Genomic DNA, 23628 nt, shown 5'->3' with positions numbered 1-23628 from the left:
AATATTGCGCATTATAAAAATCATAAGTTTTGAATAAGTTATGTCACTGGGGATGTCTGTATCTATGGATTATTTCCAAATGTAACAGCTCCCTTTTGAGGACATATAAAAACTAGATCATCCAAAGAGTCGCCTGTAATTTCTTTTAGTTTTTGAAAAACTTTGTCAGGTTGGCTTAACAGGTCCGTTTTCTTTAATATAAAACCCTCTAAGTTTGATAAGCCGAAATATGTCATGCTCAAATTTAGGGCATCGAGAAAAGTGCTTTCACTTCTAAGCGAGTGGCTTTTTTTTCTGTCAGTTGCAATAACTACATAGTGGAGAGGAATTTCAAAGAATTCAGACCTCTCGATCAATTTATTTTTTATTGAGTACTGAAAAAGGGTGGTTAAACCTTCGTGTATTTTTGCTCTAAGATCTTTTTTGTCCCACAAGCCAGACTTGAACTCCACAAAATAGAGTGCATCACCGTTTAAAAAAATGGCATCAGGTGACTTTTCTTTAACTTCCGATTTTCTTAACGAAGCATTTTTGACTAAATCAAAATTAAACGCTTTGTAACATGATTGCACAAAGCTGGTTCCAGCCTCGGTCATGCTTAATTCAGTTATCGAAGCATTTGCTTTCGGATGGCTTTGCAAAAGTGAGCTGTATATTCTAGAGGCTGCGCTGGTATTCATACTATTCACTTAGTTCGTTGACCAAGTCAATCAATGGCTGTGATAGCACTTCCAATATCGGGGTAATATCGCCATTGGTGTTGTGAAATTCTGCGTATCCCTTTTCATTCAATTTAGATACATAAAAATTAACCCCGTCGATTTGTGCAGAGTATCCTTTAAGGGCTTCAAGCATGTAAGGGCTATGCGTATTCAATAGTATTTTTGCTCCTCCTCGAACGAGATCGCAAATGACTTTTGCATATTGAACCTGCCAGCTCGGGTGCAAATTTGTTTCAGGCTCGTCCAACACAAGCAACGATTCTGCATTCACATACTCACCAATTATCAAGAGATCCACTAATGCTAACGCCTTTATGCCGGACGCTACATTATTTGACTGGATGGAATACTTGTCAGTCTCGTATATAAAGCCGTGCGATTTTTCGTCATATCGTAGATCGCCTGAAATTGCTCCTGGAAATCGATTGATTGAAATTTCTCCTAATAAATCGATATTCCTTTTTACACCTTGTATTTTTCCTGCTAGATCTACGACGTGAAATGGGAGCGCACCTCTGCGAAGTCGCTTTTCGCCCACGGAATCGAACTCAGAAATTGCTGGGTAGTACTGAAGGATAGAAGGGCCGTCTACGAGAGTTACGTTCTTAAAACCTAGTGGGCCAGAACTGGTGAAATCTTTAATGCCTCCCTTATCGACTGTAAAATCCAGTACCCTGGATGCCCCGTCAATCAACTCAATCTTTGCTACACCATCGGTTGTTTTGCAAACCACATCGGCGGGAAATTCAGAAGCTAGCACTTTGTTTAACGAGTGCCTGATAATTTTGTCCTCTTTATCAGGGCTGGCATTCTCAACCCTAAGTCTCTCAATAGAATTTATCAATTTTTGTCTTGAAAATTGCTCGATATTGTCCCCGCTTAACGACTCAATCTGCTTCTTTAAAATGTTAAGCAGTACGTGCGGGGGAACATCACTGACCCCTACAGCTCCACGGGAAAATGAAAAAAGGTTCCGAATCTCAGAATTGTCTGTGATATCGACAAGTCTTCGTATCTCGTAATAAAGTCGTTCAAATTCCCGCTGAAATTTTTCTCGGGTTTGTTTTTCAAAGATGTACGGAAATGTTGTAAACGCTTGAATTATAGAAAATAATACTTTCCCAACAGTGCTCTTGCCAGTATCATTCTCGCCCGAAATAATAGTAAGTCCATCTATGTCGATGGATGATTGAAATATTTTTCCGATTCCATCAATGTTTAATTTCATATATACCTTTAATTATCTTTTAAATTTTTATATTGCTTGAATTTGATGACTTTGCTTAAATATTATAATTTAGAATAAATATTTATTATTGATGTAATTATGTACTTGATGGCATGATGGGCTGCATCTTAGCGCGTACTCGGAAAGAGCCTAGACCGGGCGTTCTAGCCATTGCACGCGCATGTCAAAGCATCTGTCAAAAAGTGGACGATCGGTGTTGCAAGAACGCCTATAGCACCACTCTGCGTGAGCGTAACAAGTTGAAGCTTCCATTGATGTAAAGCACCAAGGTTTCGAGTGTTGACCGGCGATTCAGCCCCCACAGCCATGCTTAAAAAGCATCCCCTGCGTCGAAATCTTCACAGCAGGGCTGTATGTAGTTTTCCGTGTCGTCAAGGGTGTGCCGCCCCCAAGTCTCCTTGCGATCAACTAAGTTCTCACTTGACACGCAAGCACACCTCCCCATGACACTCCCTCCCTTCGCATCCCTCGCCCCCGGCGCACGGCTCTCCGACCGAGTCGCGGACGCCATCGAGGCCGAGCTGCGCGGTGCGCGGATCGCGGCGGGCGATCGGCTACCGACCGAGGCGGCGCTGGCGGCGCAGTTCGGGGTCAGCCGCACGGTGGTGCGGGAGGCGGTGTCGCGGCTGAAGTCGGTGGGGCTGGTGGAGTCGCGGCAGGGCAGCGGGGTGTATGCCAAGGCGGCGGGGTTCTCGCCGTTGAATTTCGATGCACGGCACGCCGGCTCGCGGGCGGCGGTGGTGCAGATCGTCGAGGTGCGGCGGGCGCTGGAATCGGAAGTGGCGGCGTTGGCGGCGGAGCGGCGCACCGATGCGGACCTGACGGCGATCCGGCAGTGCATCGGCGCACTGGACGCGGCGGTCGCGGCCGGTGGCGACGGGGTGGAGGAGGACGTGCAGTTCCACCGGGTGATCGCCCAGGCCGCCCGCAATCCGTTCCTGATGGGCACGCTCGACTACCTGGGCCAGTTCCTCCATGGTGCGACCCGGGTGACGCGGGCCAACGAGGCGCGGCGGCTGGATTTCGCCCACGCGGTGAGCCAGGAGCATGCGCGGATCGTCGATGCCATCGCGGCCGGCGACGTCACGGCCGCGCGGCAGGCGGCAGCGGACCATATGCGCAACGCCATCCGCCGGATCGAGCAGGCCGGGCCCGAGTTCTGGACGCAGGAGGGCGACGTGCTGGCGCGCTCGCTGACGGAACGGGCGCCCGGCGGCTGAGTCGGTGAAAACCCGGTGGTTCTTTCTATCTTTAAATTTGTATGATGACCATATAACAAGTTTATTTGGAGAGACAAGGCATGAAGTGCAGATCGTTGTCCGATGCGTCCGTCCGCTGCCGCCGGGTCGGGTGCCACTTGCAAGAGAAGCGGACAGCGCCCCGGCGGGGTATCGCAGGCCTTCGGTAGCCGGTCCGACGCGCTGAACCGCCGCCGTCGTCATAACAGTCTTCGATCTCCCACCATGACCTCAACCCTGTCTCGCCGCGCCGCACTGCAGGCTGCATTGGTCGCCTGTTCCGCCGCCCCCGCATTCGCCCAGCAGGCCTGGCCGGCGCGCCCGTTGCGGCTGGTGGTGCCGTTTCCGCCGGGCGGTTTGATCGACACCATGGCACGGCTGGTCGGCACCCGGCTGGCGCAGGAGCTGGGGCAGCCGGTGGTGGTCGACAACAAGCCGGGCGCTGGCGGCAACCTGGGCGCGGCCGACGTGGCGCGCGCCACGGCCGACGGGTACACCCTGCTGATGGCCTCGCCCGCGCTGACCATCGGGCCGGCCGTCTACCGCAACCTGCCCTACCAGCCCACGCAATTGGCGCCGGTGGCCCTGCTCGGGCGGGTGCCCAACGTGCTGTTGGTCAACCCTTCCGGCGGCCTGCAGCGGGTGGAGGAACTGGTGGCCCGGGCCAAGGCGGCGCCCGGGCGGCTCAACTACGCCTCCAACGGCAACGGCACCTCGCTGCATTTGAGCGCCGAGCTGTTCAAGGCGCGCACCGGCACCTTCGTGACCCATGTGCCGTACCGCGGCGCGGCGGCCGCGATCACCGCGCTGATGGCGGGCGAGGTCAATTTCATGTTCGACAACCTGCCGTCGGCCATCGCCCAGATCCAGTCGGGCCGCCTGCGGGCGCTGGCCGTCACCACGCCCGAGCGCAGCCCTGCCTTGCCTGCGGTACCCACCCTGGCCGAGTCGGGCCTGGCGGGGTTCGACGTGAGCGCATGGTTCGGCATCGTCGCGCCTGCGGGCCTGCCGGGGGCGGTGACGACACGGCTCGGCGAGGCGCTGGCGCGCATCGTGCGGATGCCCGAGGTGGCTACGGCGATGCAGCGCCAGGGTGCCGAGCCCGCCTTCCTCGACGAGCGGGCGATGGGCCGCTTCATGGCGGCCGACGCCGCGCAGTGGCAGCAGGTCGCGGCGCGCGCAAAGATCGTGCTGGACTGAGCCGCGTCGCCTTCCACCTGCCCGCGCGCGACGGTGGCGTCGCGGTTTTCAGCCGAATCCTTTTTCTCTTTCCACGGACTTCCATCGCATGCCAGACACCATCGGATTGATCGGCCTCGGGGCCATGGGCCTGGGCATGGCGCAATCGCTGCGCCGCGCCGGCTTCGACATCGCCGTCCACGACGTGCGCACCGAGGCCGCCGAGGCCTTCGCGCAGGAGGGCGGCCGCGCCTGCGCCAAGCTGCCGGAGTTGGGGGCGCAGTGCGACGTGGTCGTCTCGGTGGTGGTGAACGCGGCGCAGACCGAGGCGGTGCTCTTCGGCGCGGGCGAGGTGCCCGGCTGCGCGGCCTCGCTGCGGCCCGGCAGCGTGTTCGTGATGTGCTCCACGGTCGACCCCGCCTGGTCGGTCGCGCTGGAGGCGCGGCTCGCGGCGCTCGATATCCTGTACCTGGATGCGCCGATCTCCGGCGGCGCGGCCAAGGCCGCCAGCGGCGAGATGACGATGATGACCGCCGGCAGCCCCGCCGCCTACGAGAAGGCCGGCGCGGTGCTCGACGCGATGGCCGGCAAAGTCTACCGCCTGGGCGATGCGGCGGGCGCCGGCAGCAAGGTGAAGATCCTCAACCAGCTGCTCGCGGGCGTGCACATTGCCGCCGCCGCCGAGGCGATGGCCCTGGGCCTGCGCGAGGGCGTCGACCCGGCCGGGCTGTACGAGGTGATCACCCACAGCGCCGGCAACAGCTGGATGTTCGAGAACCGCATGGCCCATGTGCTGGCGGCCGACTACACCCCGCTCTCGGCCGTCGACATCTTCGTGAAGGACCTGGGCCTGGTGCTGGACCTGGCCCGCGCCAGCAAATTCCCGCTGCCGCTCTCGTCCACCGCGCACCAGATGTTCATGCAGGCGTCGACCGCCGGTTTCGCGAAGGAAGACGACAGCGCGGTCATCAAGATCTTCCCCGGTATCGAGCTGCCGAAGAAACCGTGAAGATGCGCGCTCCCTCCACGCAAGGCTCCGCTCATCCATGGCACTCCATATCCTGATCACCGGCGGCTGCGGCTTTCTCGGCGCGCGGCTGGCCCGCACCTTGCTGGCCCAGGGCAGCCTGGCACTGGCCGGCGCGGCGCCGCAGCCGATCGGCCGCATCACCCTCGCCGACCGGGCACCGCCGCCGTCCGACCTGCAGACCGACACCCGCATCGCCTTCGCGGGCGGCGACCTGCTGGACCAGATCGAGGCAGGCCAGCTGCCGCTGGCCGACACGCAGCTGGTCTACCACCTGGCCGCGGCGGTCAGCGGCGAGTGCGAGGCCGATTTCGACCTGGGCATGCGCAGCAACCTCGACGCCACCCGCGCCCTGCTGCAGGCCTGCCGCGCGGGCGGCAATGCACCCGTCTTCGTTTTCTCCAGCTCGGTGGCGGTGTTCGGCGATTCGCCCGAACAGCCGCTGCCCGAGGTCATCACCGACACCAGCCTGCCGACGCCGCAGAACAGCTACGGCAGCCAGAAATTCATCGGCGAGCAACTGGTGGCCGATTTCACGCGCAAGGGTTTCGTGCAGGGGCGCAGCGTGCGGCTGATGACCGTCTCGGTGCGGCCCGGCCGGCCCAACGGTGCGGCGTCGGGTTTTCTGAGCGGCATGCTGCGCGAGCCGCTGGCGGGCGAGCGGGCGGTCTGCCCGGTGCCGCCCGGCACCGCGGTGGCGCTGGCCTCGCCCGCGCGAACGGTGGAGGGTCTGGTGCGGGCGGCCACCGCGTCGGCGGCCGAGTGGGGGCCGCGCACCGCGGTCAACCTGCCGTCGTTGACGACCACCGTCGGCGAGATGGTCGCCGCGCTGGAGCGCATCGCCGGCGCCGACGCCACCGCCCTGATCGACTGGCGGCACGACCCGCAGGTCGAGAAGATCATCGCCAGCTGGCCCAGCCGCTTCCGGCCCGCCCGCGCCCAGGCGCTGGGGCTGCAGGCCGACGGCAGTATCGACGCCCTGGTGCGCGACTACGTGCGGGAGAACCCCGGCGCGGTGCGCGCACCGCTGCGCGGCTAGGCGCGCCCTTGGCCGCCGGCCCCGCCCACCCTTCATCCGACCTCTCCGCCTCCATGACCCACACGATCCTGCTCGGCTGCATCGCCGACGACTTCACCGGCGCCACCGACCTGGCCAACAACCTGGTGCGCGCCGGCATGCGGGTGGTGCAGACCATCGGCGTGCCCACCGCGCCGCTGGCGGCCGGGGTGGACGCGGTGGTGGTCGCGCTCAAGTCGCGCACCGTGGCGCCGGCCGAGGCGGTGGCGCAGTCGCTGGAGGCGCTGCGCTGGCTGCAGGCGCAGGGCGCGCGGCAGATCTACTTCAAGTACTGCTCCACCTTCGACAGCACGCCGCAGGGCAACATCGGCCCGGTGACCGATGCGCTGATGCAGGCGCTGGGCACCGGCTTCACCATCGCCACGCCGGCCTTTCCCGACAACAGGCGCACCGTCTTCAAGGGCTACCTGTTCGCCGGCGACGTGCTGCTGAGCGAGAGCGGCATGCAGCACCATCCGCTCACCCCGATGACCGATGCCAACCTGGTGCGGGTGCTGCAGGCGCAGACGGCGCACCGCGTCGGGCTGATCGATCACACGGTGGTCGCCCGCGGTGCCGAGGCGGTGCGGGCGCGCATCGCCGCGCTGCAGGCCGAGGGCGTGGGCATCTCGGTGGTCGATGCCGTCTCCAACGACGACCTGCTGCGCATGGGCCCGGCCTTCGCCGACCTGCCGCTGCTGACCGCCGGCTCGGGCGTGGCGATCGCGCTGCCGGCCAACTTCGGCATCGCCCCGTCGGCGCAGGCGGCTGCGCTGCCGCCGGCCGAGGGCCTGCGGGCCATCGTGTCGGGCAGTTGCTCGACGGCGACGAACCGGCAGGTACTCGATTTCGTCCGCCGCGGCGGTGCGGCGCTGGCGGTCGATCCGCTGCAGATCGCGGCGGGCGTCGATGTCGCCGCGGCCGCGCTGGCATGGGCCGGCAGCCGCCTGGCGCAGGGCCCGGTGCTGGTCTATTCGACGGCCGAGCCCGCGGCGGTGCAGGCTATCCAGGGCCGGCTGGGGGTGGAGGAGGCCGGCGCGATGGTCGAGCGCACCATCGCCGCCATCGCGCGCGGGCTGGTGGCGCTGGGCGTGCGGCAACTGGTCGTCGCGGGCGGCGAGACCTCGGGGGCCTGCGTGCAGGCGCTCGGCATCCACCAGATGCAGATCGGCGGCCAGATCGATCCCGGCGTGCCGTGGTGCCATGCGCACAGCGCCGCTGCTGGCGGCGCGGGTCTGCACATCGCGCTCAAATCCGGCAACTTCGGCACCGACGATTTCTTCACCAAGGCCTTCGCGGCCCTGCAGGCATGAGCCCGCCGGACCATCGCCTGCGGGAGGAGGTGTGCCGCGTCGGCCGCAGCCTGTTCGAGCGCGGCCATGTGCACGCCACCGCCGGCAACATCAGCGCGCGGCTCGACGACGGCGGCTTCCTCATCACGCCCACCGACGCCTGCCTGGGCTTTCTCGATCCGGCGCGGCTGGCGCAGGTCGATGCCCAGGGCCGCCAGGTGGCCGGCGACCGGGCCAGCAAGACGCTGGCGCTGCACCGCCGCATCTACCAGAGCGCCACCCGCTTCGACCCGCAGACCCGCTGCGTGATCCACACCCACAGCACCCACTGCGTGGCCCTCACGCTGCAGCCCACCGGCGACGAGCTGCTGCCGGCGCTCACCCCGTACTTCGTGATGAAGGTCGGGCATGTACCGGTCGTCCCCTACCACCGCCCCGGCGCGCCCGAGGCGGCCGAGCGGGTGGCCGAGGCGGTGGTGCGCTACGGCGAGCGCGGCACGCCGATCCGCGCGGCGATGCTGGCGCGCCTGGGCCCCAACGTCTGGCACGACACGCCGGCCGCCGCCATGGCGACCCTGGAAGAGCTGGAGGAAACCGCCCGCCTCTGGAGGCTGGACGGCGGCCGCGCCGCGCCGCTGGACGCCGCGCAGATCGACGAACTGCGTGTTTCCTTCGGCGCGCGCTGGTGACCTTTTCCTGATTCCTGCCCCGAGAAATCCCATGCCCCGTTTCGCCGCCAACCTCTCATTCCTGTACCAGGAGCTCGATTTCCTCGACCGCTTCGCAGCCGCGTCCCGCGACGGCTTCGGCGCAGTGGAATACCTGGCGCCGTACCCGTTCCCCGCGGCCGAGATCGCCGCCCGGCTGCGCGACCACGGCCTGCGCCAGGTGCTGTTCAACGCGCCGCCCAGCGGCGGCGAGGCCGGAGCGGTCGCCACCGCCTGGAACCGGCCGGAGCGGGGCATCGCCGGCCTGCCGGGGCGCGAGGCCGAGTTCCGCGAGGGGTTCGCCCATGCGCTGGCCTATGCCGACGCGCTCGATTGCCCGCAGATCCACGTCATGGCCGGCCTGGCACCGGCCGGTGCCGACCGCGCCGCGCTGCGCGCCACCTACGTCGCCAACCTGCGCTGGGCCGCGGCCGAGGCGGCGAAGGCAGGCCGGCAGGTGCTGATCGAGCCGATCAACACCCGCGACATCCCCGGCTACCTGCTCAACCGCCAGGACGACGCGCACGCGGTGCTGCAGGAGGTGGGCGCGCCCAACCTGCAGGTGCAGATGGACCTGTACCACTGCCAGATCGTCGAGGGCGACCTGGCCGCCCGGCTGCGGACCTGGCTGCCCGGCGGCCGGGTGGCGCACCTGCAGATCGCGGGCGTTCCCGCACGCCATGAGCCGGACACGGGCGAGGTCCACTACCCCTACCTGTTCGAGATGATCGACGCGCTGGGCTTCGCCGGATGGATCGGCTGCGAGTACAAGCCCGCCCGCGGCGCGGTGCCCGGCGGGACGACCGACGGGCTGGGATGGATGCGGGCGGCGATGGCGGCAGGGCAATCCAGGCGCGCCCCGCTCAATCTCCCCGAATGCCCCGCTCCTTGATCAGCTTGCCGAAGCGCTCCGCATCGTCGTGCGCCTTGGCGCCGAAGGCCTGCGGCGTCATCGGGGCCGGCTCGCCGCCCAGGCTCGACAGGCGCTCCCGGTAGGCGGGCGTCGCCAGGATCTTGTTGATCTCGCGGTTCAGCCTGGCGACCACCTCGGCCGGCACGCCCGCGGGCGCGTAGAAGCCGAAATAGGTGTCGGCGTCGAAGCCCCTGAGCCCTGCCTCCGACAGCGTCGGCACGTCGGGGAACACGCTGGAGCGCTGCGGGCTGCCGACGGCCAGCAGCTTCAGCTTGCCGGCGCGCACATGGGTCAGGCCGATGCCCGGGTCGAACATGAAGTCGATCTGGCCGCCCAACAGGTCCTGCATCGCCGGGGCGGCGCCCTTGTAGGGCACGTGCACCGTGTCGACGCCCGCCATCTCGCGGAACAGCTCGCCGGCCAGGTGCGGGGAGCTGCCGTTGCCGGGCGATCCGTAGCTCAGCTTGCCGGGGTGGGCCTTGGCGTGGGCGATGAACTCCTGTACCGTCCTGGCGGGGAAGTCGGGCTTGACCTCCAGGAACACCAGCACCCGCGCGGCGGCGGCCACCGGCACCAGGTCCTTGGCCGGGTCGAAGGCCATCTTCGGGTAGATGGCCGGGTTGATCGACACCATGCCGCCGCTGCTCATCAGCAGGGTGTAGCCGTCGGGTGCGGCGCGGGCCACCGCCTCGCCGCCGATGTTGCCGCCGGCGCCGGCCCGGTTCTCGACCACCACCGGCTGGCCCAGCGCCTCCTGCAGCGGCAGGGTGACCGCCCGGGCGATCTGGTCGGCCGCGCCGCCCGGCGGAAAGTTGACGATCACCTTCACCGGCTTGGCGGGGTAGGCTTGCGCCCAGGCGGCCAGCGGCGCAGACGCTACCAAAAGCATAGCTAGAAGCCGTGGCACAGCGCCGGCCAGGGCGCGTTTCGATCTGGAAATGGGGGTTCGGATGGGCATGGTGTGTCTCCTGGTGTCGTTCTTGGAAATAAGGCGATGCGCGGTCGCGTCCGATGCGGGCGCTGCGGAACCGGGGCCGGCGGGCTACGCGACTTCGACCTCGACCAGCACCGGCCGCGGCGCGGCCAGCGCGTCGCGCAGCACCTGCGCCAAGGCGTGGGCGTCGTCGACCCGCACCGCGTCGCAGCCCTGGCCGCGGGCCAGTGCGCAGAAGTCGATGTCGGGCAGGTCGCAGCCCTCCAGCGGCGCGCCGGGCGCGAAACCGAAGGTGGGCGCGAACTCCTGCAGCGCGGCATAGCGCCGGTTCTTGACGATGACGAAGGTGATCGGCAGCCGCAGCTGCGCCGCGCTCCACAGCGCCTGCACCGAGTACATCGCCGAGCCGTCGCCGATCAGGGCGATCACCTTCCGGTCGGGCCGGGCCAGCGCCACGCCCACGGCGGCGGGCAGGCCGTGGCCCAGGCCGCCGCTGCACATGGTGTAGAAGGTTTCGCTCTGCAGGATCGGCAGGTGCCGGTGCATCACCGGCCGGGCGCTGGGCGATTCCTCGACGATGACGCTGTCGGGCGTGCGCAGCTCGGCCAGGGTCTGCAGCAGCCAGGCGACGGACATGCGCTCGCCGTCGGGCACGGCGCGGGGCGCGGCCTCGCGCACCGGCGGTGGGGTGCGGGCCAGCACCGTGGCCGGCATGGCGCGGGCCAGCAGGTCTTCCACGCCCAGCCGGATGCTGCCGACCGCCGAGGTGCCCACCGGCGCCCAGGCGGCGGTCTGCGGGTCGTCGGTCAGCTGCACCAGGGCGGCACCGGCGGGCAGGTGAGGGCCGAAGCCCTCCACGTGGTAGGTGAAGGCCGGCGCGCCGAGCGCGAAGACCAGGTCGTGGCCGCCCAGCAGCGCGACGATCTTCTCGCGCATCGCGGGCAGGAATCCGGCGAAGAGCGGATGGTCTTCGGCGAAGCCGCTGCGGCCCGACATCGGCGCCACGTAGACCCGCGCCCGGTGGCGCTCGGCCAGGGCGCGCACCGCGTCCCAGGCGCCGTCGCGGTCGACCGCCGCGCCCACCACGAAGGCGGGCCGGGCGGCAGCGTCCAGCGCATCGCCGATCGCGCCCAGCAGCGCCGGCTCGGGCCGGCTGCGGGTGCTGACCGCGCGGGGCGCCACCGGCTCGCAGGGCCGCGCCCAGTCGTCGGCCGGGATCGAGACCAGCACCGGGCCTTGCGGCTGCTGCATCGCCACGTAGTAGGCCCGGGCGATGGCCAGGGGCACGTCCTCGGCGCGGGCCGGCTCGATGCTCCACTTGACGTACGGCTTGGGCAGCTCGGTCGCCTGGCCCGAGAACAGGAACGGGTCGTACGGCAGGATCGAGCGCGCCTGCTGCCCGGCGGTGATCACCATCGGCGTGCGGTTCTTGAAGGCGGTGAAGATGTTGCCCATCGCGTGGCCCACGCCGGCCGCCGAATGCAGGTTGACGAAGGCCGCGTTGCGGGTGGCCTGCGCATGCCCGTCGGCCATGCCGACCACCACCGATTCCTGCAGCCCCAGCACGTAGCGGAAATCGGCCGGGAAATCGAGGAACAGCGGCAGTTCGGTCGAGCCCGGGTTGCCGAAGATCGTGGTCATGCCGAAAGCGCGCAGCAGGTCGAGCACGGCGCTGCGCACGGTGGTGGCGGCCGGTACGCCGCTGTCGGGCGCGGCGACGGATGGGGAATGGTCGGTGTGCAGCATGCGGCCGATCTTGCGGTCCGGCCGGTCATCCATCAATAAAATAAGCCGACTAAGTGGAATAAGCCACATGCATATCGACGCCCTCGACCTGAACCTGCTGCGTCTCTTCGACGCGGTCCACCGCACCGGCAACGTGAGCCGCGCGGCCAAGCTGCTGCACCTGACCCAGCCGGCCGCCAGCCAGGGCCTGTCGCGGCTGCGGGCGCTGCTGGGCGATCCGCTCTTCGTGCGGGCCGCCGGCGGCATGGCGCCCACGCCGCGGGCCGACCGCATGGCGGGCATGGTGCGCAGCGCGCTGGCCACGCTGGAGCAGGCGGTGGGCGAATCGGCGCGCTTCGATCCGTTGCAGTCGCGCCGCGTCTTCCGGCTGCACCTGAGCGACATCGGCGAGGCGCGCTTCCTGCCGGCGCTGATGGCGGCGATGCGGGCCCGCGCGCCGGGCGTGCACATCGAGACCGAGCCGGTGCCGCCGGCCGAGCTGGCGGCCGCGCTCGACAGCGGCCGCATCGACCTGGCGATCGGCTTCCTGCCGCGGCTGCAGGACGCGGTGCAGTCGCTGCCGCTGCTGCACGACCGCTACGTGGTGCTGCTGCGCGCCGGCCACCCGTTCGCCCGCCAGCGGCGGCGCAGCGCGGCGGCGCTGCTGCAGGACCTGCGGACGCTCGACTTCGTGGCGGTGCGCAGCCATGCCGACACGCTGCGCATCCTGCAGATGGCCCAGCTCGACGGCCGGGTGCGGCTGACCACCGAGCACTTCATGGTGCTGCCCTCGATCGTGCGGGCGACCGACCTGGCGGTGGTGATGCCGCGCAACATCGCGCGCGGTTTCGCCGAAGCCGGCGGCTACGCGATCGTCGAGCCGGCGTTCGCGTTGCGCGATTTCCGCGTGGCACTGCACTGGAGCCACCGCTTCGATGCCGAGCCGGGCAACGCCTGGTTGCGGGCGCTGGTTGTGGAGCTGTTCCAGGAGCCGGCGGCCGCGGCAGGGCGTGCCGCGCCGGGCTGATCGCCGCCTGCGGAAACGAAAACGCCGCGGAGGGCAGGGCGCTTGCGCACCTCTCCACTCCGCGGCATCGGTCGGGCCCGGTCGGGCCCCATGTCGCGCGACCTCAGGCCATCACGCCTTCTTCACGTCGAAGCGGTCCAGCTCCATCACCTTGGTCCAGGCGGCGACGAAGTCGGCCACGAACTTCTGCTGCGCGTCGGCTCCGGCGTACACCTCCGAGATCGCGCGCAGCTGGGCGTGCGAGCCGAACACCAGGTCGACCCGGGTGCCCGTCCAGCGGGCTGCGCCGGTCGTGCGGTCGGTGCCGGCATAGGTTTCCTTGCCGGTGGCCTTCCAGGCGGTCGCCATGTCGAGCAGGTGGACGAAGAAGTCGTTCGTCAGCACGCCCGGCCGGGCGGTGAACACCCCGTGCTGCGCGCCGCCCACGTTGGCGCCCAGCACCCGCAGGCCGCCTATCAGCACCGTCATCTCCGGTGCGGTCAGGGTCAGCAGCTGGGCGCGGTCGATCAGCAGCGCCTCGCCCGGAATGCTGAAGTTGTTGCGCTTCAGGTAGTTGCGGAAACCGTCGGCAGCCGGCTCCATCGCCTCGAACGAGGCTTCGTCGGTCTGCTCCTGCGACGCGTCGGTGCGGCCCGGGGTGAACGGCACGGTGACGGTCTGGCCCGCATCGGCGGCGGCCTTCTCGACCGCGGCGGCGCCGGCCAGCACGATCAGGTCGGCGACCGAGATCTGCTTGCCACCGGTGGCGAAGTCGCCGCGGATGCCTTCCAGCACGCCCAGCACCTTCGCCAACTGCTCCGGCTGGTTCACCGCCCAGTCCTTCTGCGGCGCCAGTCGGATGCGCGCACCATTGGCGCCACCCCGCATGTCGGAGCCGCGGAAGCTGGCGGCCGAGGCCCAGGCGGTGGAGACGAGTTCCGACACGGTCAGGCCGGAGGCCAGCACCTTCTGCTTGAGCGCCGCGATGTCTTGCGCATCCACCGGGGCGTGGGTGGCTTCGGGGATCGGGTCCTGCCAGATCAGCACTTCGGCCGGCACTTCCACGCCCAGGTAGCGGGCGCGCGGGCCCATGTCGCGGTGGGTCAGCTTGAACCAGGCGCGGGCGAAGGCGTCGGCGAACTGGTCGGGGTTCTGGTGGAAGCGGCGCGCGATCGCCTCGTAGGCCGGGTCGAAGCGCAGCGCCAGGTCGGAGGTCAGCATGGTGGGCACTAGCTTCTTCGAAGGGTCGTGCGCGTGCGGGATCGTCGCTTCGGCTCCCTTGGCGGTCCACTGGTGGGCGCCGGCGGGGCTCTTGGTCAGCTCCCACTCGAAGCCGAAGAGGTGGTCGAAGTAGTCGTTGGTCCACTGCGTGGGCTTCGTGGTCCAGGTGACTTCCAGGCCGCTGGTGATGGTGTCGCCGCCCTTGCCGGTGCCGAAGCTGTTGGCCCAGCCGAAACCCTGGGCTTCCAGGCCGGCGGCTTCGGGTTCGTGCGCCACGTTCTCGGACGGGCCGGCGCCGTGGGTCTTGCCGAAGGTGTGGCCGCCGGCGATCAACGCTACGGTTTCCTCGTCGCCCATCGCCATGCGGGCGAAGGTGTCGCGGATGTCGCGGGCCGAGGCGACCGGGTCGGGCTTGCCGTCCGGGCCTTCGGGGTTGACGTAGATCAGGCCCATCTGCACGGCGGCCAGCGGGTTCTCCAGGTCTCGGCTGTGGGTGACCTCGCTGTCGTCGTCCTTGTCGATCACGCCGTGGCCCTCGACGCCCGGAGAGCCGTGCGAGTAGCGCTTGTCCCCGCCGAGCCACTTGTCCTCGCGGCCCCAGTACACGTCCTGGTCGGGTTCCCAGGTGTCGGCCCGGCCACCGGCGAAACCGAAGGTCTTGAAGCCCATGGTCTCGAGCGCGACGTTGCCGGTGAGCACCAGCAAATCGGCCCACGAAATCTTGGCGCCGTACTTCTGCTTGATAGGCCAGAGCAGGCGGCGGGCCTTGTCGAGGCTGACGTTGTCGGGCCAGCTGTTGAGCGGCGCGAAGCGCTGCTGGCCGCGGCCGGCGCCGCCCCGGCCGTCGCCGATGCGGTAGGTGCCGGCGCTGTGCCAGGCCATCCGCACGAAGAGCGGGCCGTAGTGGCCGAAGTCGGCCGGCCACCAGTCCTGCGAATCGGTCATCAGCGCGGCCAGGTCGGCCTTCACGGCGGCCAGGTCCAGGCTCTTGAAAGCCGCTGTGTAATCGAAGCCGATGCCCATCGGGTCGGACTTGGCGGAATGCTGCTGGAGCAGGTCCACCCGCAGCTGCTCGGGCCACCAGTCGCGGTTGGTGGTGCCGCCGCCGGCGGTCTGGTGGAACGGGCATTGCGCGGTGGATGCTTCGCTGCTCATGGTGTGTGTCCTGTCTGTGTGGGGATACGGAACGGCCCGGAGGCCAACCGAAATTCTGGTGCAAAACCCGTGTCGGGCGCGCGACAAAAGTTCTATGCCGGCGATAGCCAAGGGGGCTGCGGCAGGTATGGTGGCGCCCTGTTTGGTCCGGCTGCGCCGATGGTTTGGGTAGCGCCGGCCGGGGCCGCTGCGGGCCCCGGAAGCGCCGCGGCTCAGCCGCCGAGCCGCAGCAGCGCCTCGTCGCGCCAGTACAGCGCAGCGGCGTGCCAGCCCTCCCACACGCAGCCGTTGCAGCCCCGGCCGCAGCAGCTGGTGGGCGGCGGTGGGGCGGGGCGCAGCGGCATATGTCGCATCGCGGCCAGGGCCTGCACCGCATCGAACACCGCCTGCATGCCCGGCAGGTCGGTGGGATGGCCTCGTGCGATCCGCTGCAGATCGGTGGCCGTCCGGGCCTCCTGCACCGCGGAGCTCACGCGGCGGGCGCGGTGCCCGGCGCTGCGGCGATGCCGTCGCGGCCCAGGGTCAGCACCCGGTCGGCGCGGGCGGCGGCGGTGGCCGAATGGGTGACCAGCACCAGCGAGGCGCCGTGGGAGCGGGTCTGGGCCAGCAGCAGGTCCATCACCTGCGCGGCGGTCTCGGGATCGAGGTTGCCGGTCGGCTCGTCGGCCAGCAGCAGGCCGGGCCGGTGCACCAGCGCGCGGGCGATCGCCACCCGCTGCAACTGCCCGCCCGAGAGCTGCTGCGGCAACCGGTTGCCCAGGCCCTGCAGCCCCACTGCGTCCAGCAGCTCGGCCACCCGCGAGCCGGGCTTCTGGCCGAGCAGCATCAGCGGCAGCGCGACGTTCTGCGCCACGTCCAGGTGCGGCAGCACGTGGAAGGCCTGGAACACGAAGCCGACGTGCCGCCGCCGCCAGAGCGCGCGCCGGGTGTCGTCCAGCGTGGAGAGGTCGACGCCGGCCAGCGACACGCTGCCCGCATCCCAGGCGTCGAGGCCGGCGAGGCAGTTGAGCAGCGTCGACTTGCCGACGCCCGACGGCCCGACGATCGCGACGAACTCGCCGGGCGCGACATCGAAGCCCACGCCGGAGAACACCGGCACCGCGTCCGCACCCTGGCCGTAGTGCTTGGCCAGGCCGCGCACCGCCAGTCCGCCTGCGCCGGCTGCTTCATCGAGAGGGGCCGCGCTCATGCCGCCACCTCCGCTGCCGCCAGCAGTGCATCGACCTGCCGCAGCACCTGCGCCAGCGCGTCCGGCGCATCGGCGGCGACGGCGTGGCGCGCCGGCATGCTGCGCAGCCAGGTGATCTGCCGCTTGGCGAGTTGGCGGGTGGCGGCGATGCCGCGCGCGCGCAGCTCGGCCGCCGGCGCGGTGCCGTCGAGCACCTCCCACACCTGCCGGTAGCCGACGCAGCGCATCGAGGCCAGGCCGGGCGACAGGTCGCCGCGCGCGCGCAGGGCCTTTACCTCGTCGACCAGACCGTCGGCCAGCATCGCGTCGAAGCGTTCGGCGATGCGGGCATGCAGCCAGGCACGGTCGGTCGGTTCCAGGGAAATAAGGGTTGCAGCCGGCGTCCTGCGCCGGCCACCAGCTATGTTTTTGGTAGCGCCGTGAAAGGCCGAGAGCGGGCGGCCGGTGAGGCGGTACACCTCCAGCGCGCGCTGGATGCGCTGGCTGTCGGCCGGCGCCAGGCGGGCGGCCGTCGCCGGGTCGACCGTCGCCAGTTCGGCATGCATCGCCGGCCAGCCACGGGCGGCGCCTTCGGCGTCGAGCGCGGCGCGCAGGGCGGCATCGGCCTGCGGCAGGTCGTCCAGGCCGTCGAACAGCGCCTTGAAGTAGAGCATCGTGCCGCCGGCCAGCAGCGGCAGCGCACCGCGGGCGTGGATCTCGCCGACGAGCCGCTCGGCATCGGCGACGAACTCGGCCGCGCTATAGGCCTGCAGCGGGTCGCGGATGTCGATCAGGTGGTGCGGCACGGCAGACCGTTCGGCGGCGTTGGGTTTGGCGGTGCCGATGTCCATGCCGCGGTAGACCAGCGCCGAATCGACGCTGACGACCTCGACCGGCAGGCGGCCTGCGAGGTGCCGGGCGATGGCCAGCGTGGCGGCTGTCTTGCCCGCCGCGGTGGGTCCGGCGAGGCAGACGACGGGCAGGGCGGGCGGTGCCGGGGCAGCAGTCGCCGCGGGAGAGAAGGTCATCGGTCGAGGGTAGCAGAGCGACCGCACGGCGCTTTGCGGGCCGTGCCATGTCCTTGCATGGACCAATTCGACCGAAAGACGGTTCGGCGCGGGTGCCGTCGTCTTCTGCCGCGGTGCGCGGCGCGGGCAGGACTCCTGCGGCGCAACCGCATCAGTTGCTGGTGATCGCCTGCCCGTTCAGCCCCGCGTCGGCAATGCTAGGCAGGGCCGGGGCGGGCGCGGGCAGGGTGTTCAGCCCGAACAGCTGGTGGATCGCCTGGCGGTACTGCGCCTCGCCCACGCTGTTGGTGCTGAAGTGGGAGCCGCCCTCGACCAGCACGAACTCCTTCGGGCCCTTGGCCGCGTTGTAGAGGCGCTTGCCGAGCGCGGCGGGGATCAGGCTGTCCTCAGAGCCGTGCACCACCAGCAGCGGGGCCTGGATGCGCTTGACCTTGTCGATCGACTCGAAGCGCTGGGTGATCAGCATCGACACCGGCAGCCAGCCCCACTTGAAGCTGCTGACCACGTCGGCGATGTTGGTGAAGGTGCCTTCGACGATCACGCCGCTGGCGTCGGGCACCCGGGTGGCCAGGTCGATCGCGATGGCACCGCCGAGCGAATGGCCGAAGACGTAGCGCGAGCGGCCGGGGAAGCGCTGGGCGATCCAGTCCCAGGCCGCCTGGGCGTCCTCCGCGGCGGTGGCCTCGGACGGCAGGCCGGCGCTGCTCTTGCCGAAGCCGCGGTAGTCGATCGCCAAGACCGAGAAGCCCATGTCCTGCATGCGGCGGATGCGGCCGGCCGAGCCGATCACGTTCCAGCGCGCCCCGTGCAGGTACAGCATGACCGGCGGGCTGCCGCCGGCGGCGCTGTCGGCCTTGCCCATCGGCGAGGGAGCGGTGGAGGCGGCCGGCAGCCAGAGCGCGTGCAGCCGGGCTTCCTTGTCCTCGGCCTGTGAATGGAAGTCGATCCACACGTCCTGCATGTCGGGCGCCGACTGGGCGCCGCCCCAGGCCACGTTGCTCGGCTGGAAGATCCATTCGCGCTGCTTGTAGTCCAGCGTCGAGCAACCGGCCAGTACGGCCAGGGCAAGGGCAAGGGGAGCGAACAGCGAGCGTAGCTTCATGTCTTCCATCGACCGGTCGGGGCAAACAAAGTTTCGTCCATGACGTAACGTCCGGAACGGCCGTTTCTGCATACACGCAAACCCTGTACCAGGGGACTGTTACATTTCGGCCGATCGAATTGTCGACAGATCGAAGCCGTTGGGTCGCAGCACGGGGCATCTGACGAAGGGTTGGCTGCAGTCAATGCCGCACCACCGCAGTGCGTTACACGCACGTTGAGCCGGCCAGCGGGGCCGGCAGCTTTACCGCCCGCGCATGAACAGGCCGTCCAGTTCGCGGATCGACAGCTGGCGCCACGTGGGCCGGCCGTGGTTGCACACGTCGGAGCGCTCGGTTGCCTCCATCTGGCGCAGCAGGGCGTTCATCTCTTCCAGCGTCAGACGGCGGTTGGCCCGCACCGCGCCGTGGCAGGCCATGGTGGCCAGGAGTTCGTCGCGGGCGCGCAGCACCACCGTGCTGGCGTCGTGCTGTGCCAGCTCGGCCAGCACGCTGCGCGCCAGCTCCACCGCGTCGCCGTGGGCGAGCGATGTGGGCACCGCCCGCACGGCCAGGGTGCGGGGAGAGAAGGGCGCGATCTCGAGGCCCAGGGTGGCGAGCACCTCGGCGCAGCCTTCGGCGGTGGCCACCTCCTGGGGCGTGGCGGCGAAGGTGGCGGGGATCAGCAGCGGCTGGCTCGGCAGCACGGCGGCGCTCGCCTGCTGCTGCTTCAATCGCTCGTAGACGATGCGTTCGTGGGCGGCGTGCATGTCGACCACGACCAGGCCCTGCGTGTTCTCGGCCAGGATGTAGATACCTTGCAGTTGGGCGATGGCCCGGCCCAGAGGCCAGCCGCCGTCCTCGGTGGCGGGCAGGGGCTCGGCCGGCGCGGCGTAGGCGACCGTCGCCTCGGAAGGCCCGGCGCTGCCGGCGGAGGCGGGCGACCACAGCGCCTGCAGGTCGCGCACCTGCACGCCGTAGCCTGCTCCGAAATCGATAGCAGGAGGTCGGCCGTAGCCGCCGGCCGCAGGCACTTTTCGCTCGAAGATCGAGCTTTGCTGCGGCCAGGGAGCCGCCGGGGCGGCCTCTGCCGGCGCGCCGGTCGTGCCGGCGGCCAGGGCGGCCGCGGCGGCGCGGGGAGCGGCCAACGCGTTCTCGACGCCGTGGCGCACCGCCTGGTGTACCTCGCGGCTGTCTCGGAACCGTACCTCGATCTTGGTGGGGTGAACGTTCACGTCGACCCGTGTCGGATCGAGCGCGATGTGCAGCGCATAGACCGGCTGGCGGTGGCCGTGCAGCACGTCCTCGTAGGCGCTGCGGGCGGCGTGGGTCAGCACCTTGTCGCGCACGTAGCGGCCGTTGACGTAGCAGAACTGCTGGTCGGCCCGGGCGCGCGCCGCATCCGGCAGGCCGGCGCGGCCCTGCACGGTGACGCCGTTGGCGCTGTACTGCACCGCGATCGACTGCTCCAGGAAATCGCGGCCCAGCACGTCGGCCAGGCGCTGGTCCTGCGCCTCCTGCGGGCTACCGCCGCAGCGGCGCCACTGCTCGACCAGCTTGCCCTCGTGCCAGATCGCGAAGCCGACATCGGGCCGGCCCAGCGCATGGCGGCGCACCGCCTCGATGCAGTGGGCCAGCTCGGTCGCATCGGTCTTCAGGAACTTGCGGCGGGCGGGCGTGGAGAAGAACAACTCCCGCACCTCGACCGAGGTGCCGACCGCGCGGGCCGCCGGCCGCAGCTCGCCGCTGCGCCCGTCGAGCAGGAAGGCGCTGGCCTGCTCCGGCGTGCGGGAGAGCAGCGACAGCTCCGACACCGAGGCGATCGCCGCCAGCGCCTCGCCACGGAACCCCATCGTGCCGACCGATTCCAGGTCGACCAGGCTGCCGATCTTGCTGGTGGCGTGGCGTTTCAGCGCTACCGGCAGTTCGGCATCGGGAATGCCGCCGCCGTCGTCCTCCACCGCGATCAGCCGCACGCCGCCGGCCATCAGGCGCACGGTGACCTGGGCGGCGCCCGCGTCGAGCGCGTTGTCGACCAGCTCGCGCACCACGCTGGCCGGACGCTCGACCACCTCGCCGGCGGCGATCTGGCTGATCAGTTCGTCAGGCAGTTCACGGATCGGGCGGCGGGGAGCGGGCTGGGTCATCCGGGCGATTCTAGGAGTCGGGTGGCTGCGGCTAGAGTACCGGCTTGCCGCGCCCATGCGCCTAGCCTTTCAATCCGACCAAATCCGGGGAGTCGATCCGATGCCATCCATGCCTCTACGCCAGCCGGCGGACCTTCCACGCGCCGCGGGCGCCACTTGCGAGAGGGGCTGACCGGTGGAAGTCGTGCATTTCATGGTCGATTTCATCCTGCACATCGACAAGCACCTGGAGGCGTTCGTCATCGCCTACGGGCCGTGGGTGTATGCCCTGCTGTTCGCGATCGTCTTCGTGGAGACGGGCGTGGTGGTGATGCCCTTCCTGCCGGGCGATTCGCTGCTCTTCATCGTCGGCGCGCTGGCGGGTGCCGGCCTGCTGGACCTGGCGATCGCGGTGCCGGTGCTGCTGGTGGCGGCGATCCTGGGGGACCAGTGCAACTACATGATCGGACGGCACATCGGGCCGCGGGTGTTTCAGTGGGAGAGCAGCCGCTTCTTCAACCGCAAGGCCTTCGACAAGGCCCATGCGTTCTACGAGCGCTACGGCGGCATCACCATCGTGCTGGCGCGCTTCATGCCGTTCATCCGTACCTTCGCGCCCTTCGTGGCGGGCGTGGCGGCGATGCACCGGGGCCGGTTCACCGCGTTCAATGTGGGCGGTGCGTTCCTGTGGGTGGTGGGGCTGTGCGCGGCGGGCTACTTCTTCGGCAACCTGCCCTGGGTCAAGGCCAACCTCGAGAAGATCATCTGGGCGCTGATCCTGGTGCCCGGCCTGCTGGCGATCTTCGGCGCCTGGCGCAGCAGCCGCCACCCGGCGCCCAGCGCATAGCCTGCACGCAGAAAAGCCTCCCGAAGGAGGCTTTTCCGTTCACGCGGCCCAAGCCGCAAGGGTGCGATCAGCGGCGGTCGCTACGGCGGCCGACTTCGTTGCCGACCAGTGCGCCGGCGGCTGCACCACCCACGGTGCCGACGGTGCCGCCGAACAGGGCGTTACCGGCAACGCCACCTGCAACTGCACCGACGCCGGTGCCGAGTTGCTGGTTGCTGGTACCTGCACAGCCGGTCAAACCGATCAGAGCTGCAGCGGCGGCGGAAAGCAAGAGTTTCGTCTTCATGGTGTTCACCTCTATCGATTGGTTCTAGGGGCAGGCGACCTGCCGTGTGTGACAACGGCGGCGTGCTGAGTGCCTGTGGAAGAACTATCTGGCGACACCCGCAAAAGACCTGTAGGAGAACGACACCGCGGGCTGTCGGCCTGCGGGGCCGATCCCGGCGCGCATGGCCGGGCGCTACAGCGTGCGGCTGCGGGCCATCGGCGGGTTCTTCGAGAAATAGCCCAGGATGCCGCGCATCAGGGCGTCGGCCAGCTGCACCTGGTACTCGGGGCTGCGCAGGCGGGCCTCTTCCTCGGGGTTGCTGATGAACGCCGTCTCCACCAGCACGCTGGGGATGTCGGGCGCCTTCAGCACCGCGAAGCCGGCCTGCTCGACACGGGGCTTGTGCAGCCGCGCCATGCCGCCGATCTGGGTGAGCAGGGCGGTGCCGAGCTTCAGGCTGTCGTTGATCTGGGCGGTGGTGCTCATGTCGAGCAGGGCGCGCTGCACGTGCGCGTCCTTCACGCCCATGTTCAGGCCGCCGATCAGGTCGGCGTTGTTCTCCTTGTTGGCCAGCCAGCGCGCGGCGCTGCTCGATGCGCCGCTCTGGCTGAGGGCGAACACGCTGGCGCCGCGCGCGGCCGGCGTGGTGAACGCGTCGGCGTGGATGCTCATGAACAGGTCGGCCTGCACCCGGCGGGCCTTGTCGACCCGCACGTTGAGCGGCACGAAGAAGTCCGCGTCGCGCGTCAGGAAGGCGCGCATCGGGTTGCCGTTGAGGGTGGTGCCGTTGATCCGGTCGCGCAGCAGGTGGGCGACGCGCAGCACCACGTCCTTCTCGCGGGTGCCGGCGGCGCCGATGGCGCCCGGGTCCTCGCCGCCGTGCCCGGGGTCGAGCGCGACGATGATGATCCGGTCGGTGCGGGTGGCACTCGGCGCAGGGCCGGTGGGCGCGACCGGCGCGGGCGGCGGCGCGGCGGCCACGGCCGGCGGCAGGGCGGGCAGCGGCGATACCGGGCGCTGGCCCGGTGCGGTGTTGGCGGTGGCCGGCCGCTCGGCCTGGCGCGCCATCAGCTCGCCCAGCGGATCGGGCTGCGGCAGCGCGGTGCGGGCGCCGGGGCCCGAGGCGACGGTGGGCGCGGGCGGCGCGGCCGCGCTGCGCTGCGTGTCCTGCAGCCGACCGGCGATCAGGTCTTCCAGCGGATCGACCTCCTGCGCCGGGTGCAGGTCGAACACCAGCCGGTGCTGGTAGGCGGCCACCGGCGGCAGGGAGAACACCTGGGGCTGGGCCGGCTGCTTCAAGTCCAGCACCAGCCGCACCACGTTGGGCGCGTTCTGGCCGACGCGGACGCCCGCGATGTACGGGTCGTCGCTCTTCACCTTGGCGACCAGTTCGCGCAGCGCCGGGTTCAGCTCGATGCCGACGATGTCGACCGCCAGCCGCGGCGGGCTGGAGACGAAGAACTGCTGCGCGACCAGGGCCGCGTCGGATTCGATGGTGACGCGGGTGTAGTCGGCCGCGGGCCAGACCCGCACCGCCATGATGGTGGCGCCGCGGGCGATCTGCGCAGTGCCCAGCAGCAGCACCAGGCTGCCCGACTGCAGCAGGCGGCGGCGCGAAAGGTCGCGGGTCGGACGGGCGCAGCGGGTCATGGAAGCACTTTCGCGGGACGGAACAGATCGGGGGCCG

General features: G+C 68.6%; 21 protein-coding genes. 9 read left to right on the top strand and 12 right to left on the bottom strand.

The annotated features are described in order from the left end of the window. Positions 1 to 62: 62 nt before the first annotated feature. Together ASE76_RS20375 and ASE76_RS19820 are read right to left on the bottom strand one after the other, a co-directional pair. Entirely contained in the window at positions 63 to 680 is a 618-nt protein-coding gene (locus tag ASE76_RS20375; RefSeq protein ID WP_156362491.1) for a hypothetical protein, read from the bottom strand. Between the two features lies 1 nt (position 681). After that, on the bottom strand, positions 682 to 1950 hold the full coding sequence (locus ASE76_RS19820; RefSeq protein ID WP_082447837.1) for an AAA family ATPase: 1269 nt from the start codon (positions 1948 to 1950) through the stop codon (positions 682 to 684). Between the two features lie 464 nt (positions 1951 to 2414). Between ASE76_RS19820 and ASE76_RS01630 the strand changes: the two genes are divergently transcribed. The 7 genes from ASE76_RS01630 (at position 2415) to otnI (ending at position 9363) form a co-directional block, all read left to right on the top strand. Beyond that, positions 2415 to 3191, top strand: a complete 777-nt coding sequence (locus ASE76_RS01630; protein WP_055833724.1) for a FadR/GntR family transcriptional regulator — start codon at positions 2415 to 2417, stop codon at positions 3189 to 3191. Positions 3192 to 3434: 243 nt separating this feature from the next. Then, on the top strand, positions 3435 to 4409 hold the full coding sequence (locus tag ASE76_RS01625) for a tripartite tricarboxylate transporter substrate binding protein (RefSeq protein WP_082447836.1): 975 nt from the start codon (positions 3435 to 3437) through the stop codon (positions 4407 to 4409). A gap of 88 nt (positions 4410 to 4497) precedes the next feature. Next, positions 4498 to 5397, top strand: coding sequence for an L-threonate dehydrogenase (ltnD, locus tag ASE76_RS01620; protein WP_055833720.1), 900 nt, complete (start codon positions 4498 to 4500; stop codon positions 5395 to 5397). 37 nt (positions 5398 to 5434) lie between these two features. Further along, complete coding sequence (denD, locus tag ASE76_RS01615) at positions 5435 to 6454, top strand: D-erythronate dehydrogenase (protein ID WP_055833717.1); 1020 nt, start codon at positions 5435 to 5437, stop codon at positions 6452 to 6454. A 53-nt stretch (positions 6455 to 6507) separates the two neighbouring features. Beyond that, complete coding sequence (otnK, locus tag ASE76_RS01610) at positions 6508 to 7785, top strand: 3-oxo-tetronate kinase (RefSeq protein WP_055833714.1); 1278 nt, start codon at positions 6508 to 6510, stop codon at positions 7783 to 7785. Beyond that, positions 7782 to 8453 (top strand): aldolase, encoded by a 672-nt coding sequence (locus ASE76_RS01605; RefSeq protein WP_055833713.1) that lies wholly within the window; start codon positions 7782 to 7784, stop codon positions 8451 to 8453. Before otnK ends, ASE76_RS01605 begins: the two co-directional genes overlap by 4 nt. Positions 8454 to 8484: 31 nt before the next feature. Further along, positions 8485 to 9363 carry a 2-oxo-tetronate isomerase gene (otnI, locus tag ASE76_RS01600; RefSeq protein ID WP_082447835.1) on the top strand — a complete coding sequence of 293 codons (879 nt, stop codon included), beginning with the start codon at positions 8485 to 8487 and terminating at the stop codon, positions 9361 to 9363. Here otnI and ASE76_RS01595 read toward each other — a convergent pair. Beyond that, complete coding sequence (locus ASE76_RS01595; RefSeq protein WP_055833710.1) at positions 9335 to 10342, bottom strand: tripartite tricarboxylate transporter substrate binding protein; 1008 nt, start codon at positions 10340 to 10342, stop codon at positions 9335 to 9337. The genes otnI and ASE76_RS01595 overlap by 29 nt on opposite strands. An 84-nt stretch (positions 10343 to 10426) precedes the next feature. After that, the gene (gene mdlC, locus ASE76_RS01590; RefSeq protein WP_055835451.1) at positions 10427 to 12064 is read right to left on the bottom strand and encodes a benzoylformate decarboxylase; all 1638 of its coding nucleotides are present in this window, start codon (positions 12062 to 12064) and stop codon (positions 10427 to 10429) included. A 67-nt stretch (positions 12065 to 12131) separates the two neighbouring features. On the opposite strand from mdlC, the gene ASE76_RS01585 reads away from it, so the two are divergent. Continuing rightward, on the top strand, positions 12132 to 13070 hold the full coding sequence (locus ASE76_RS01585) for a LysR family transcriptional regulator (protein WP_201781819.1): 939 nt from the start codon (positions 12132 to 12134) through the stop codon (positions 13068 to 13070). Between the two features lie 111 nt (positions 13071 to 13181). Here the strand turns inward: ASE76_RS01585 and katG are convergent, their stop codons facing one another. The 6 genes from katG to mutL all read right to left on the bottom strand — a co-directional run bounded on the left by katG (position 13182) and on the right by mutL (position 20847). Further along, on the bottom strand, positions 13182 to 15425 hold the full coding sequence (gene katG / locus ASE76_RS01580; protein ID WP_055833707.1) for a catalase/peroxidase HPI: 2244 nt from the start codon (positions 15423 to 15425) through the stop codon (positions 13182 to 13184). Between the two features lie 212 nt (positions 15426 to 15637). Then, positions 15638 to 15898 (bottom strand): oxidoreductase-like domain-containing protein, encoded by a 261-nt coding sequence (locus tag ASE76_RS01575; protein ID WP_369793349.1) that lies wholly within the window; start codon positions 15896 to 15898, stop codon positions 15638 to 15640. Further along, on the bottom strand, positions 15895 to 16614 hold the full coding sequence (locus tag ASE76_RS01570; RefSeq protein ID WP_055833704.1) for an ABC transporter ATP-binding protein: 720 nt from the start codon (positions 16612 to 16614) through the stop codon (positions 15895 to 15897). The genes ASE76_RS01575 and ASE76_RS01570 overlap by 4 nt, the downstream gene beginning before the upstream one ends. Beyond that, on the bottom strand, positions 16611 to 17621 hold the full coding sequence (miaA, locus tag ASE76_RS01565) for a tRNA (adenosine(37)-N6)-dimethylallyltransferase MiaA (protein ID WP_055833701.1): 1011 nt from the start codon (positions 17619 to 17621) through the stop codon (positions 16611 to 16613). Before miaA ends, ASE76_RS01570 begins: the two co-directional genes overlap by 4 nt. 151 nt (positions 17622 to 17772) lie before the next feature. After that, on the bottom strand, positions 17773 to 18723 hold the full coding sequence (locus tag ASE76_RS01560; RefSeq protein WP_055835443.1) for an alpha/beta hydrolase: 951 nt from the start codon (positions 18721 to 18723) through the stop codon (positions 17773 to 17775). Between the two features lie 243 nt (positions 18724 to 18966). After that, entirely contained in the window at positions 18967 to 20847 is a 1881-nt protein-coding gene (mutL, locus tag ASE76_RS01555) for a DNA mismatch repair endonuclease MutL (RefSeq protein ID WP_055833698.1), read from the bottom strand. 175 nt (positions 20848 to 21022) lie between these two features. Between mutL and ASE76_RS01550 the strand changes: the two genes are divergently transcribed. Then, the gene (locus tag ASE76_RS01550; protein WP_055833693.1) at positions 21023 to 21673 is read left to right on the top strand and encodes a DedA family protein; all 651 of its coding nucleotides are present in this window, start codon (positions 21023 to 21025) and stop codon (positions 21671 to 21673) included. 67 nt (positions 21674 to 21740) lie between these two features. Here the strand turns inward: ASE76_RS01550 and ASE76_RS19815 are convergent, their stop codons facing one another. Both ASE76_RS19815 and ASE76_RS01545 read right to left on the bottom strand, forming a co-directional pair. Then, positions 21741 to 21959 (bottom strand): glycine zipper 2TM domain-containing protein, encoded by a 219-nt coding sequence (locus ASE76_RS19815; protein WP_082447966.1) that lies wholly within the window; start codon positions 21957 to 21959, stop codon positions 21741 to 21743. A 174-nt stretch (positions 21960 to 22133) separates the two neighbouring features. Next, positions 22134 to 23591, bottom strand: coding sequence for an N-acetylmuramoyl-L-alanine amidase (locus tag ASE76_RS01545; RefSeq protein WP_055833689.1), 1458 nt, complete (start codon positions 23589 to 23591; stop codon positions 22134 to 22136). Between the last annotated feature and the right edge of the window lie 37 nt (positions 23592 to 23628).

This window comes from Xylophilus sp. Leaf220 (genome assembly GCF_001421705.1).
Lineage (GTDB): Bacteria > Pseudomonadota > Gammaproteobacteria > Burkholderiales > Burkholderiaceae_C > Xylophilus.
Note: the sequence above shows the minus strand (reverse complement) of the source record. Positions and strands in the feature narration are given on the sequence as shown.